At 69.8% G+C, this 13920-nt stretch carries 10 protein-coding genes; 3 read left to right on the top strand and 7 right to left on the bottom strand.

The window, feature by feature from the left end:
• Nucleotides 1-39 precede the first annotated feature (39 nt).
• From AzCIB_RS20995 to AzCIB_RS20985, 3 genes are all read left to right on the top strand, one after another.
• Complete coding sequence (locus tag AzCIB_RS20995) at nt 40-2421, top strand: 3-hydroxyacyl-CoA dehydrogenase/enoyl-CoA hydratase family protein (RefSeq protein ID WP_050417681.1); 2382 nt, start codon at nt 40-42, stop codon at nt 2419-2421.
• 13 nt (nt 2422-2434) lie between these two features.
• Nucleotides 2435-3634 carry an acetyl-CoA C-acyltransferase gene (locus AzCIB_RS20990; RefSeq protein WP_050417680.1) on the top strand — a complete coding sequence of 400 codons (1200 nt, stop codon included), beginning with the start codon at nt 2435-2437 and terminating at the stop codon, nt 3632-3634.
• A gap of 408 nt (nt 3635-4042) precedes the next feature.
• On the top strand, nt 4043-4843 hold the full coding sequence (locus AzCIB_RS20985; RefSeq protein ID WP_050417679.1) for an enoyl-CoA hydratase/isomerase family protein: 801 nt from the start codon (nt 4043-4045) through the stop codon (nt 4841-4843).
• 48 nt (nt 4844-4891) lie between these two features.
• On the opposite strand, the gene AzCIB_RS20980 is transcribed toward AzCIB_RS20985, so the two are convergent.
• From AzCIB_RS20980 to AzCIB_RS20950, 7 genes are read right to left on the bottom strand one after another with little or no spacing between them, the layout of a single operon-like run.
• A complete protein-coding gene (locus tag AzCIB_RS20980; RefSeq protein ID WP_050417678.1) occupies nt 4892-5527 on the bottom strand; it encodes a malonic semialdehyde reductase in 636 nt (211 codons plus the stop codon).
• A 29-nt stretch (nt 5528-5556) separates the two neighbouring features.
• Nucleotides 5557-6450: a pirin family protein gene (locus AzCIB_RS20975; protein WP_050417677.1), complete on the bottom strand. Its 894-nt coding sequence runs from the start codon at nt 6448-6450 to the stop codon at nt 5557-5559.
• 37 nt (nt 6451-6487) lie between these two features.
• Nucleotides 6488-8110, bottom strand: coding sequence for an LCCL domain-containing protein (locus tag AzCIB_RS20970; RefSeq protein ID WP_050417676.1), 1623 nt, complete (start codon nt 8108-8110; stop codon nt 6488-6490).
• Nucleotides 8111-8143: 33 nt separating this feature from the next.
• On the bottom strand, nt 8144-9652 hold the full coding sequence (locus AzCIB_RS20965; RefSeq protein WP_050417675.1) for a c-type cytochrome: 1509 nt from the start codon (nt 9650-9652) through the stop codon (nt 8144-8146).
• 16 nt (nt 9653-9668) lie between these two features.
• Nucleotides 9669-11201, bottom strand: coding sequence for a c-type cytochrome (locus tag AzCIB_RS20960; RefSeq protein WP_050417674.1), 1533 nt, complete (start codon nt 11199-11201; stop codon nt 9669-9671).
• Between the two features lie 11 nt (nt 11202-11212).
• Nucleotides 11213-12988, bottom strand: a complete 1776-nt coding sequence (locus AzCIB_RS20955; RefSeq protein WP_050417673.1) for a hypothetical protein — start codon at nt 12986-12988, stop codon at nt 11213-11215.
• A gap of 31 nt (nt 12989-13019) precedes the next feature.
• Nucleotides 13020-13913, bottom strand: a complete 894-nt coding sequence (locus AzCIB_RS20950; RefSeq protein ID WP_050417672.1) for a hypothetical protein — start codon at nt 13911-13913, stop codon at nt 13020-13022.
• Nucleotides 13914-13920 lie beyond the last annotated feature (7 nt).

Here is a 13920-nt window from a genome sequence, read left to right as displayed (position 1 = left end):
CGCCGAATGCATGCCATGTGCATTGACCGGAGAGTTGGCATGAGCAATTTCATCATCCGCAAGGTCGCAGTGCTCGGTGCGGGCGTGATGGGGGCGCAGATCGCCGCCCACTGCGCGAACGCCGACGTGCCGGTGCTGCTATTCGACCTGCCGGCGAAGGACGGCAAGCCCAACGCGATCGTCGACAAGGCGCTCGCCGGCCTGAAGAAGCTCGACCCCGCGCCTTTGGCGGCGAAGGACCGGGCAACGTTCATCGACGCGGCGAACTACGGCAGCGACCTGGAAAAGCTGCGCGAGTGCGACCTGATCATCGAGGCGATCGCCGAGAAAATGGAGTGGAAGCTGGACCTGTACGCCAAGGTCGCCCCCTTCATCCGCCCGGACGCGATCTTCGCGTCGAACACCTCGGGGCTGTCGATCAACGGCCTCGCCGAGGGCATGCCGGCGGCGCTGCGCGGGCGCTTCTGCGGTATCCACTTCTTCAATCCGCCGCGCTACATGTCGCTCGTCGAGCTGATCGCGACGCGTGACACCGAGGCGGCGATGCTCGATCAGCTCGAGAGCTGGCTCACGACGCGGCTCGGGAAGTCCATCGTGCGCGCGAAGGACACGCCGAACTTCGTCGCCAACCGCGTCGGCGTGTTCTCGATCCTCGCGGTGATGCACCACACCGCGCGCCTCGGGCTGGGTTTCGACGAGGTCGACGGCCTCACCGGTCCGCTGATCGGCCGCCCGAAGAGCGCCACCTACCGCACCGCCGACGTCGTCGGCCTCGACACCCTCGCGCACGTCGTCGGCACGATGCAGGCGACGCTCCCGGACGACCCGTGGCACGCGCACTTCAAGACGCCCGAATGGCTGCAGGCGCTGATCGCAAGAGGGGCGCTGGGGCAGAAGACGCGCGCGGGCATCTACCGCAAGGAAGGCAAGCAGATCCAGGTGCTGGACCTCAAGACCGGCGACTACCGCCCGAGCGCGGGCGACGTGATCCCGGCGGTCGAGACGATGCTCAGGATCAAGGACCCGGTCGAGCGCTTCTCGCTGCTGGCCGCGAGCGAGTTGCTGGAGGCGCAGTTCCTGTGGTCAATCTTCCGCGACGTGTTCCACTACTGCGCCGTGCATCTGGGCGACATCGCGGACAACGCGCGCGACATCGACCTGGCGATGCGCTGGGGCTTCGGCTGGTCGCAGGGTCCGTTCGAGACCTGGCAGGCGGCGGACTGGAGCGAGATCGCCAAGGCGATCCAGCTCGACATCGACCACGGTCGCGCGATGGCCAAGGTGCCGCTGCCGGCGTGGGTGTTCGAGCGCAAGGGCGTGCATGAGGCGGGGGGTTCGTATTCCGCGGCAACGGCCGCGCTGAAGCCGCGCTCGACGCTGCCGGTCTATAGGCGCCAGCTCTATCCGGAGCAGGTGCTGGGCGAGGCACCGTCGGACCGTGGCGAGACGCTGTGGGAAAATGAAGGGGTCAGGTTGTGGACGCGCCCCGACCAGGACGCGCGCATCGGCATCCTGTCCTTCAAGTCGAAGCAGCATGCGATCGGCGACGAGGTGCTGGACGGGCTGCTGGAAGCGGTCGCGCGTGCCGAGACGGACCTCGACGGCATCGTGCTGTGGCATCCGGCGCCGTTCGCGGTCGGCGCGAACCTGCAGCAGGTCGCCGAGGCGTGCAAGGCGGGGCAGTTCGACATGCTGGAGCGCACGGTCGCGAAGTTCCAGCGCGCGTCGATGACGCTCAAGCACGCGCAGGTGCCGGTCGTCGCAGCGATCCAGGGCATGGCGCTGGGCGGCGGTTGCGAGTTCGCGATGCATTCGGCGCACCGCGTGCTGGCGCTGGAGAGCTACGTCGGCCTCGTCGAGGCGGGCGTCGGCCTGATCCCGGCCGGTGGCGGCAGCAAGGAGTTCGCGCTGCAGGCGCACACCCTCGCGCAGAAGGCCGCGGGCGGCGACGTGTTTCCCTACATCCAGCAGAGTTTCCAGACGATCGCGATGGCGACCGTCGCGAAGAGCGCGCTGGAGGCGGTGCAGCTGGGCTTCGCCAAGCCCACCGACGATGTCGTGTTCCATCCGCAGGAACTGTTGTACGTCGCGATCCGCCGCGCGCGGGCGCTCGCGGAATCGGGCTACCGGCCGCCGCTGGTGCAGCGCGCGGTGACGGTCGCGGGCCGCAACGGCATCGCGACCTGCGAGCTGATGCTGGTGAACATGGCCGAGGGCGGCTTCATCTCGCCCTACGACTACAAGGTGGCGAAGGCCGCGGCCACGGCCTTGTGCGGTGGCGAGGTGGAGACGAATTCGCACGTGACGGAGCAGTGGATCCTCGACGTCGAGCGCGCCCTGTTCGTCGATCTGCTGAAGCAGGAGAAGACGCAGCAGCGCATCGCGCACACGCTTGAAACCGGCAAGCCGCTCAGGAACTGAAGGGGAAAACGACATGAGCAGACAGATTCAGGAAGCCTACATCGTCGCCGCGACGCGCACGCCGGTCGCCAAGCGCAACGGCCTGTTCCGCAGCGTGCGCCCCGACGACATGCTCGCGCACGTGCTGTCGTCGGTGGTCGCGAAGGTGCCGGGGCTGGACGCGCAGGAGATCGGCGACGTGATCGTCGGTTGCGCGATGCCGGAGGCCGAGCAGGGCATGAACGTCGCACGCATCGGCCTGCTGCTGGCGGGCCTGCCCGACACCGTGCCGGGCATCACGATCAACCGCTTCTGCTCGTCCGGGTTGCAGGCGGTCGCGGATGCCGCGGCGCGCATCCGGCTGGGCGAGGCGGAGGTGATGATCGCCGCGGGCACCGAGTCGATGAGCGCGATGCCGCAGATCATGGGCAACAAGGTGAGCCTCAACCCGGCGATCTTCGCGAAGCAGGAGAATGTCGGCATCGCCTTCGGCATGGGCCTCACGGCCGAGAAAGTCGCGCAGCAGTGGAAGGTGAACCGCGAGGACCAGGACACCTTCGCGCTGCATTCGAACCAGCGCGCGTGCGCGGCGATCGCGGCGGGCCTCTTCCGCAACGAGATCAGCCCCTACACGGTGCGTGCGCATGTGCCCGGCGAGGGCGGCGCGGCACGCGTCGTCGAGAGCGTGGTCGATACCGACGAGGGGCCGCGCGCGGATGCATCGCTCGAATCGCTGGGCAAGCTGAAGCCGGTGTTCGCGGCACGCGGCTCGGTCACGGCGGGCAACAGCTCGCAGATGTCCGATGGCGCCGGGGCGGTGCTGCTGATGAGCGAGGCGGCGGTGAAGCGCTATGGGGTGACGCCGATCGCGCGTTTCGTCAGTTATTCCGTCGCGGGCGTGCCGCCGCAGATCATGGGGATCGGCCCCGTGGAGGCGATCCCGCGCGCGCTGAAGGCGGGCGGCGTCGCGCTCGGGGAGGTCGGCTGGATCGAACTCAACGAGGCCTTCGCGGCGCAGGCGCTGGCGGTGATGCGGCAGTTGTCGCTCGATCCGGCGAAGGTCAATCCGCTCGGCGGGGCGATCGCGCTGGGACATCCGCTCGGCGCGACCGGCGCGATCCGCACGGCGACGCTGATGAGCGCGATGCAGCGGGATGCGTCCTTGCGCTACGGCATGATCTCGATGTGCATCGGGACCGGGATGGGGGCGGCGGGGGTGTTCGAGCGGGTGTGATCCCGCGGTTGATTGCCATATCTTCATGGTCCGGGTGCGCTGGGGGCGTCAGGCTCGCGGCAGACACCTTTGACGCCCTTATCGGGATCACAAGAGCGAGGCCGCCGCCCCGCCTCGCTGCCAGGGCACTCGTACGACCCCGTGTAGGGCGGGAGAAGCGAAGCGTATCCCGCCATTTCGGCCGTCGGAATGGCCCCGAAAGCCGTGTGGTGGGATGCGCTGCGCTCCTCCCACCCTACGTCCGTGCCTTGACGAACAATTCCGCGAGCGACCTGACGACAAGCGCATTCATGCGATTGCCCCGCCCCCGCTCCGGCCGGATTACAACCCACGCAGTCTCGCGGCATACTACGAGGATCAGGATCCAACGCCGCGACGCGGCAGACATAATCGCAAGGAAGGAAGTTCATGGCCAACACCGTACTGCTCGACGTCGAAAACCGCGTAGCGACTCTCACGCTGAACCGTCCGGCGCAGCTCAACGCCTTATCCATCGAGATGATGGAAGACCTGCTGGTCGCTGCACGCAGGTTGCGCGACCTGAAGGATATCGACGTCGTGGTGATCGCCGGGGCCGGCGATCACTTCATGGCCGGAGGCGATCTCAAGGATTTCGCGACGCAGTTCCATCTGGGTCCCCAGGCGCGCATGGTCGCCTTCCGCGCGATCATCGAGAAGCACATCAACCCGGCGGTCGAGATCCTGCAGAACCTGCAGCAGCCGGTGATCGCCAAGGTGCGCGGCGCCTGCGCGGGCTTCGGCCTGTCGCTGATGCTGGGCTGCGACCTCGCACTGTGCGCCGACAGCGCGAAATTCACGACCGCCTATTCGTCGATCGGCCTGTCCGCCGACGGCGGCATGTCGTGGTTCCTGCCGCGCATCGTGGGTCGGCGCAAGGCGGCGGAACTGCTGTTGCTGGGCGACCGTTTCGATGCCGCCGAGGCGTTCCGCCTGAGCCTCGTCAATCGCGTCGTCCCGGCCGCGGAACTCGACGCCGAAACCGCGGCGCTGGTCGCCCGCCTGCAGAACGGGGCACGTCACGCCTACGGCGAAATCAAGCGCCTGCTGGCATCGTCGGCGGACGCGAAGATCGAGATCCAGCTGCAGAGCGAGGCCGAGGCCTTCGCGCGCTGCAGTGCGACCGGTGATTTCGTCGAAGGCATCAATGCCTTCCTCGAAAAGCGCAAGCCCGGGTTCCGCGGCGCCTGACAAGCGGGTGCCGCATGCCCGTTGTGCCCGGCGCGGGGCTCGCCGCGGTCAGAGCAGCTTGCAGGCCTCGTCGAAATCGAGCCGCGGGCTGCGCGGGAAGAGCTTCGCCCGGTCGCCATAGCCGAGATTGCACAGGAAGTTGGTCTTCACGTGGCTGTCGGGGAAGTATTCCTGGCTGAATTCGCTGTCCGTGCGCCCTGAGGCGGGGAAGAATTCATGGTCGACCTTGGCCTGGTCGAAGCCCGACATCGGTCCGCAATCCAGTCCGACCGCGCGCGCAGCCATGATGAAGTAGGCGCCCTGCAGCGAGCTGTTGCGCCGCGCGGTGGCCTCGGCGAGCTCGGGCGTATCGACGAACCACGCGCGGGCGTCGGCGTGCGGGAAGAGCTTCGGCAGAAGGTCGTAGAAACGGCCGTCGTAGCCGATGATGGCGGTGACCGGTGCGCTGCGCGTCTTCTCCACGTTGCCGGGCGCGAGCGCCGGCAGCAGCCTCGCCTTCGCTTCGGGCGTGCGCAGGAACAGGATGCGCGCGGGGCAGCAATTGACGCTCGTCGGGCCCCACTTCATCAGTTCGTACAACTCGCGCAGCGTGTCGTCGCCGACCGGTTGGTCCAGCCATTCGTTGTGCGTGCGTGCTTCACGGAACAGCAGGTTGCGTCCTTCCTCGTTCAGGGTCGAGCTCATCGGGTCCTCCTGGTGGTGGGTGGTGCGCGTCAGGGCAGCGGAATGCGTTCCGTTTCCCCGGGCACCGGCGTGAAGCGGTCGGCGCGCCAGTCCTCCTTGGCCTGTTCGATGCGTTCGCGCGTGCTGGCGACGAAGTTCCACCATACGAAGCGCGGGCCGTCGAGCGGCTCGCCGCCGAGCAGCATCAGGCGCGTCGGCCCCAGCGCGGCGAGCGTCACGTCGGCGCCGCGGCCGAATACCAGCAGCTGGCCGGGCGGATAGGCCTGGCCGTCGATGCGCACGGCGCCTTCAACGATGTAGGCCGCACGTTCCTCGTGCTCGGGCGGAATCTGCAGGCGCTGCTGCGGTACGAGCGTAACGTCGGCGTAGAACAGCGGCGAGCGCGTCTCGGCGGGCGAGCGCACGCCGAACACTTCGCCGGCAATCACGCGGATGCGCAGGCCGGGTTCTGCGATGACGGGCAATTCGTCCGCCCCGTGGTGCGCGAACGCGGGCGCCATCTCCTCGTCGCGTGTCGGCAGTCCGACCCACGCCTGCAGGCCCGAGAGCCGCGGTCCGGCAGGGCGCAGCTCGGGTGGCGTGCGCTCGGAATGGACGATGCCGCGGCCGGCGGTCATCCAGTTCAGTTCGCCGGGGCGGATCGGCTGCACGCTGCCGAGGCTGTCGCGGTGCAGGATCTCGCCGTCGAACAGGTAGGTCACCGTCGCGAGTCCGATGTGCGGGTGCGGGCGCACGTCGAGGCCGGTGCCGGCGTCGAGCTGCACGGGGCCCATCTGGTCGAGGAACACGAAGGGGCCGACCATGCGCCGCTGCGCGGAGGGCAGCACGCGCAGCACCTTGAAGCCGCCGCCGAGGTCGCTCGCGCGCGGCACGACGATCGTTTCGACGAGGGGCGGCGTTGCGGTCGTGCGGTCGGTCGTCATGGGGCGATCCTCGATCTGATGGGTCCGGCGCCTGAATTCACCGGAAGCGGATACTTGAAGGGTAGGTGCCGTAGTCGTGGCTCGCCACGCCATTGCGACGCGTACCGGCGTAGGCCTCGAGACCGGGCTGGTAGTCGACGGTGACGGTGCCGCCGCTGCGGGCGATCGCCCCCGCGTGCAGCGCGGCCCGGCAGAGGCTCGAGTCGGCGGTGTAAAGGTCCGTGCCCCAGACGGTGCCGTCGGTGACGCGGTCGGCGCTGCAAACGCAGGTGAAGGGGGTGGGGAGGTTGGCATTGATCGACAGCCGGCCGGGGCATGGGCCGGGCTCCGCAGGGTCGGGCGTGCCGGCGAAGCGCATGCTGGTGCCGAAGGTGCCGTAGTCGTGCGAGACGACGCCATTGCGTGGTGTACCCACGTACAGCAGGCGTCCCGGCCGACGTTCGACGGTGACGGTGCCGCCACTGCGGGCGATCGCTCCCGCATGTACGACCGCCTGGCACAGACTGGAATCCGTGGTGTAGAGGTTCGAGCCCCAGACGGTGCCGTCGTCGACGCGGTCGGCGCTGCAGGTGCAGGTGAACGGGGTGGGGAGGTTGAGGTTCACGGACAGGCGCGCGGGGCAGGGGCCGGGTTCCGCCGGCAAGGGGGTTCCGGCGAAGTGCATGCTGGTGCCGAAGGCGCCGTAGTCGTGCGAGACGACACCGTTGCGGGACGAACCGACGTACAGCAGGCGTCCCGGACGACGTTCGACGGTGACGGTGCCGCCACTGCGGGTGATCGCTCCCGCATGTACGGCAGCATCGCAGAGATTCGAATCGGTGGTGTACAGGTCCGAGCCCCAGACCGTGCCGGCGCCGATGTTGTCGGCGCTGCAGTCACAGGTGACCGGCGTCGGGCGCTTGGGTCCGGACGCGATGGTCTGCGGGCAGGGGGCGACGGCCTCGGGGGCTCCTGCGGACCGAGCAGCAGGCTGTTCGGGCGCCGGCTGCGGGGAGTCCGTCCGTAGCGCTTCGTCGGGGACGACCGGAGCGACGCGGTCGGGCGTGACGCGGCCCTCTGACGGCCCGGCGGGGGCTGCGGGCCGAGGTCCGGAATCGGCAGGCGGCGCGTCGGGTGCGCGTTCACCGCGCATGATCCAGCTGCCGGCGAGGATTGCCACGACGACGATGCCTATGCCGGCGGCGAGGCGCAGGTGACGCGCGCGACTCGCGCCTGCGGGCGGGGTGTGGTGCCGGAGCCCGGCGGGCGTGGAGGTCGGGCGAACGCCCCGGATTGCCTGTGCAAGCCGCTCCCATTGGTCGCTCTGCGGCTGCTCCCAGGCATCGATCCAGTGCGCCGAGGAGATGAAGAGTTCGAGCTCGCGGTCGGGCAGCACGTTCTCGATGCGCACCGGGAAGATCGCCTTGCCCTTGCTCGTCGCGCGTTCGACTTCGCGGTGCACGAACAGCGATTCATTGCTGTGGCCGGAAAGCAGCAGCACGAAGGCGTTGCAGGATTCGATTCCCGAGAGGATCTCGGCGGCGTATTCGCGGCCCGGCGTGACGTCGCGCGGGGCGATCCAGCAGCGGATGCCGCGCGATTCGAGGTGGCGGCACAGCTCGGCGGCGGTCGTGGCGTCGTCGGCGGCGTGGCTGATGAAGGCGGTCGGTGCGGGAGTCATGCGTCGGATGCCGTGTCCGCGAGGGAGGAAGGGTCAGAGGGTCTTGAGGTATTCGACCAGCGCATCCTTGTCGGCGTCGGGCAACTCCGTGCCGTAGAGGTGGCCGTCGTTGCCGTTGCCGCGCAGGCGGGTGTCGTGCAGGGTGCCGACGCGTTCGGCATCGCTGCCGGCGGTGACGAAGCCGCCCTTCACCTGATCATAGACGTCATAGCCGCGCAGGAATTCGACCGGGCGCCGTGACGGCGGTTCGAGCAGGTCGCGCAGCGTCGGCACCGAGCCGTTGTGCAGGTAGGGCGCGCGCAGCCAGATGCCGTCGAGGAAGGGGATGACGTAGCCGTCGAGGGTTTCCTCGACGAGGCCCTTGCGCGTGATGCCCATCGCTCGCACGACGCGGTTGGCCTCGATCGCGGCTTCCTTGTTCCAGCTGTCCAGCCGCCCGCGGTCGGTGCCGAGCTCGGCGATCGGCAGGCGCGTGCCGGTGCGGTCGGAGGCGTGGCAGGCGGCGCAGTGCGCATCGAACACGGCCTTGCCGGCGGCGGCGCGCTCGGCGTCGAGCGCGAACGGGTATTTCGGCGCCGGCAGCTTGCCGAGGAAGGCGTGCAGCCAGTCGACGTGGCCGAGGAAGGCCTGGCGGTCCTTGGGCGGCGCGCCGAGGACGCCGAGCGCGGAATCGATGATCACCGAGCGCGCGTCGTGGCTGTCGCCGGCGAGGTTCATGAAATGCCCTTTCTCCGGCTTGTACTTGTCGAGGTTCCACAGCGCGGGCATGTCGGTGGGGCCGAAGCTGTCGTCCATCGGCGCCTCGATCATGAAGTACTTCGTCAGGTTCATCGCGTCGTCGCGCCCGCGCCCCCAGTCGGGGAAGTCCTTGCGGTAGATCCACGCGAACTGCGCCTCGCGTTCGAGGAGGCGCTTCTTCGTGATCGGGATGATGAGGAAGCGGTACGCGAGGCGGTCGAGCCAGTCGAGTTCGGTGACCAGCGCGATCTCGCGCATCAGCACGTCGGGGGTGAAGCGCGGGTCCTTGGCGCAGTCGATGAGGTAGCGGAAGAAGGCTTCGAGGTTGAGCGTGTGGCCGGGCCCGGCGGCGACATAGGTCGGGTTCTCGTCGTGGCGGCTGCGGTAGCTGGCGGTGTGGCAGGCGGCGCAGGTATTGGCGACGCGCGGGAAGCCGATGGTCTTCTTGGTGAAGCCGATCGGCAGCTCCATGCCCTGTTCCCAGGCGACGCCGAGCGACGCGTAGCCGCCCGCGCCGGGGAGCTTCTCGGGGAAGATGCGCGGCAGCACGTAGAAGATCCAGTACGGGATGCCCGCGTCGTTCTCCGCGCCGATCGAGCCGTACTTCCAGCGCATCTCGGGGGTGGCGGTGACCCACGCCGGTTGTGCCTCCTCGCGCAGGAAACGGTACCAGCCGAGGTAGGCGAGCGCGGCGCCGGCGGCGAGCAGCACGGTCAGCGCGATCCACAGCCAGCGGTGCCTGGGCGGGGGCGCGAGGGGATCGTTGCCCGGGCTGCCCGTGTCGTTCTCGTTCGTGGCTTGCATCACGCCGCCTCCGGCATCAGAAGGTCTTGAGGTATTCGACCAGCGCGGCCTTGTCGTCGGCGGGCAGCTCGGTGCCGTAGGGCCCGCCCTCGTGGCCGCCGTTGCCGTTGCCGGGGATCGCCGTGTCGAAGCGGAAGTACGTGCGCGCGCCTTCCTCGCACACGTCGCTGACGAAGCCGAGCTTGTCTCGGTCGATGACGTCGTAGCCGCGGCAGAAGCTCGCCGGGCGCTGCGCGGCCGGTTCGAGGAGGTCGCGCACGGTCGGTACCGAGCCGTTGTGCAGGTAGGGGCCGCGCAGCCACAGGCCGTCGAGCGGCATGTTGGCGTAGCCGAAGGTCTTGCGGAAACCGGTGAAGCGCCACGGGTAGCCGGCATAGACCGAGCCGAGGTTCTGCGCGAGCTCAGGGGTGAAGGAGTCGAGGCGGTGGCGGTCGGTGCCGATCCCCGCGAGCGGCGTGACGTGGCCGACCAGCGGGCCGCGGAAGTCCTGCCCGCTGGCGCCGTGGCAGCCGGCGCAGTATTCGGCGTAGAGCGGCGCGCCGCGTGCGGCGAGCGCCGCGTCGATGGCATAGGGGTACTTCGGCGGTGCGGCGTCGAGCAGCCATTCCTCGAGGCGCCCGATCGCGACCAGGTCTATCGTCGGCGGCGTCGTGCCGGTGCCGAAGGCGGCGTTCTTGTTGCGCTCCTCGGCCTTGGTGTTGTTGCCGTCCCAGTGCAGCTGCATCGGCTGGCCGTCGTCGCGCGTCTTGCGCTTCCGCTGCTCCCAGATCGACGGGAAGTCGGTGGTGCCGATGCGCTCCTCGGGCGCGAGGCGTTCGGACGGGAAGTTGAACAGCGCCTTCGACGGATTGAAGGTGTCGACGCGCCCCGGGCCCCAGGGCGCCTGCGACAGCGACCACGCGAAGCGCTCGCGCAGCATCAGCAGGCGCTCGCGCATCAGCGCGATCGCGACCGGATACACGACGTAGCGGTCGAAGGGGCTGAGCTTGCCGGCGCGCGCGTCGATCTCGGGGATGATGGTGTCGGGGCTGAAGCGCGCGTCGGCGGCGCAGTTGAAGAAGAAGTTCTCGAAGCCCATCAGGTTCAGCTGGTGGGCCGGCATCCCCAGATACACGCGCGGCGCGGCCTCGGGGGTGTCGCGCACAGTGCCGGCATGGCAGGCCGCGCAGTTGAGGAAGACGCGGTCGAGGCCGAGGTTGCGGCGCATCGACACGCCAACCGGCAGCGTGCGGCCTTCCTCGAAGATCATGCCGAGCGAGGCGTAGCCGTCGCCGGGCAGGTACTTCGCGCACACCTTGGGCAGCACCTGCCAGATCCAGTACGGGAAGCCCGATGCGCGTTCGCCGCCGGTCGAGCCGTACTTGAAGTGGCGCTCGATGTCCGGGTAGCCCACCGGCTCGTCGGCGGAAAAGCGCACGTACAGCCCAACGGCGAGCGTCGCCGGGACCAGCATCAGCGCGGCGAGGACGAGCAAGACGCCGCAGCACCAGCGTCTTGCGGGTGGCGCGGGCGGGGGCGGTTTGGGGGAGGATCGGCGCAGGATCGGCATCGTCGCGCTCCTTAGCCCGAGGCGGGCAGGCAGGGAGGCAGGGCCTCGTAGTTGTCCGGCTGCGGCATCGGTGCGCCGCCCGCGAGTTCGGTGGCGTAGGCGGCGAGCGTCGCGAGCTCGGCGCTCGCCGCCCAGCTCGACGGGTCGGCGCCGAGCGGGCGCAGCGCCTGCAGCGGGGGCATCGGCGTCTTCGCGCGTGTCTCCGGCGCCTGCTGCCACATCGCGAGGCGATAGCGGATGCGCGCGGCGCAGTGCGTCAGGCGGGCACGCACGGTCGCCTCGTCGCCGTGCAGGAAATTCGGCGGGGTGCCCGATGGCGTCTGGTGACAGGGGGTGCAGTAGCGCTGGAACAGGCCGGCGGACGTCGCGGGCGGAAAGTGCGGGCTGTCGCGCACCGGTGCCGCTGTCGCGAGGGGGACGGATTCGCGTTCCGGACTGCCGAGCCGGGTGAGGAGCGCCGCCATCAGCGCTTCGCGCCGGAACGGCCCCGCGGCGAACGGTCCGCCGCCCGGCGCAGCGGCGAGGGCGGCGATCGCGCCGCCGACGCGGGCGAAGTCGGCCGCCTGCGACGCATGGCCGCGCAGGGCGGCACGCAGGCGGGCGAGATCGTGTTCGCCCAGCAGGTCGGCCAGCCCCGCGACGGTTTCGTTGAGGCGCCGGGTGTCCGGCAGCTGCCAGACTTCGAGCGGCGGCCGCGGTGCGAGCGGCTCGAACGGCGCGGGAATGTTCGCGAGCATCACGCCGTCCGCGCGGGCCAGTCCTTCCGGCAGCGGATCGCGGTTGGGGATGTTGGCGTCGGGCAGCGCGAGCCCGCCCGGCCAGTGGGCCTGCCAAGCGGCGGCGAAGGCGGGCAGGATCGCGTCATGCAGCGCGACGTGCTCGTGGCGTCCCGTCGCGCGGTAGCGCAGCGCGGCCTCGAACAGCGCGGCGCGGCAGCGTGCGCCGCGCTCGCCGTCGCCGCAACCCGTGCGCCACAGCGTCTGCCACAGCGCGAAGCGGTTGGCGCGCTGGGCAGCGGCGTCGATCGCGCCGGGGAGGTCGATGCCGCGCCGCACCGGCACCCCCTCGACGCTCGCCTGCCGCGCCGCGAGCCTCTCCGCGATCGCCGGATTCGCATTGGTCTCCTGCCACAGCGGGCGCGAGAAGATCGGCGCATGGTTCTGGTGGCACGCGAGACACAGCGCGCGCGACGCGTACACGACGCGTGGCCGTGCGCCGCTGCGGTAGTCGAGCACGAGCTGGAATTCGAAGCGGGCGGCTGCCTCGTTGTAGCTGATGACCTCGATGACCTCGCTGTCGCCGACGTGGCCGAGATACAGACGGTCGCGCTGCAGCGGACCCGGGCCGTGGGCGGCCGGTTCGCCGGCCATGGCGGCGACGACGCGTGGGTGGCGGAAGAACTCCGGCGCCGCCGCGAGGCGTTGCAGCGAACGGCCGATCGGGATCAGCACGCGCACGAGGCAGCGCCCGTCGGGCAGGTCCGCGCACTGTCCGCCGCCTTCCAGGCCTTGCAGCAGTTTCTCGAACGGATAGGGCAGGGCCGCCGCGCCGCCGAGCGCCGCGACGCGCTGGTCGAACAGCGACGCGCCGGCCGGTGGCAGGTCCTCGCCGTAGGCGTCCGGCGCAAGCACCAGGCGGGCAGGCGGTGCCGACGTCGTGCGGGCTTCGCCGCGCGCCGCCGCGGTGGGCTCGGCCGCGCTGGGCGGGGCCCGGCGGCCGTAGTCCCACAGCGCGACCGCGAGCGCCGCCGCGAGCATCGCCACACTGGCCCGGTTCGCGGCGCGCATCGCCGGATTCTCCTCGCCGCCCGTGGCCGGCCTAGTTCGTTGCGACGACGACCCGCTTCTGCGTGCCGCCCCAGCAGTCTTCCTGCACGCTGCCCGTCTTCTGGAAGGCCGGACCGTCGCGCTCGGCGATTTCCTTGTTGTAGAGGACGAAGTTCAGCACGAACACGCGGTCCATGTAGGCGCGTCCGAGGTACAGGCCGGGGCGCACCATGCGGATCTCGTCGCGCACCTTGAGTCCGCGCCGGCCGGCGAGGAAGTCCGGTTTCTCCTGATAGCCCGGCAGCTCGTCGGTGAAGGCGTAGTCGATGATCACCGACTCGCGCCGCGAATCGACGAGGCTCTGGCCGCAGTACAGCTTGGCGGGGAACAGCAGCCACGCGTCCTTGCGTCCGACGGTGATCTTCTTCGGTTCGCCTTCGACGAGACCGGCCTTGCGGAAGATCTCCAGATCCTCGATGCGGTTCCGCAGCACGCGCTCATTGCGGTAGAACACCTTGCCCTTCCACAACGTCTCGCCGATCTTGTCGACAGCGATGCCCTTCAGGTGCAGCGCGAAGCCGGCGAGTCCGCCGACGATCTCGCCCGCGCGCAGCTTGCCGCTCTCGCCCTCGGGCAGGACGATGCTGCCGTCGAAGGGGCCGTCCGGGATCGGCCCCGTTGCGAGGCGCGCATAGATCTGGTCGAGCTGCTCCTGGTTCAGCACCGCGAGGTTCTCCGGCGTGATCTTCGCGAGCTCGGCCGGCGTCAGCGGGAACTGGTGCTCGAGCTGGGCGAAGTCGGGTTTGCTCGCGTAATCCGTCGCGTACGGCGCGAAGGGGATGGCCGGCGGCTCGGTCTTGCCGCAGGCGGCAAGCAGCGCCAGCGCGGCGCCTAGGAGGCCCAGGGTGCGAAGGGAGCGCAGGGAGCGAAAGGTGTGGCGGGTCATGGCACGG

The sequence above is a fragment of the Azoarcus sp. CIB genome, assembly GCF_001190925.1.
Taxonomy (GTDB): domain Bacteria; phylum Pseudomonadota; class Gammaproteobacteria; order Burkholderiales; family Rhodocyclaceae; genus Aromatoleum.
The sequence above is the reverse complement of the archived record's forward strand: the minus strand, read 5'-3'. Positions and strand labels throughout refer to the sequence as shown.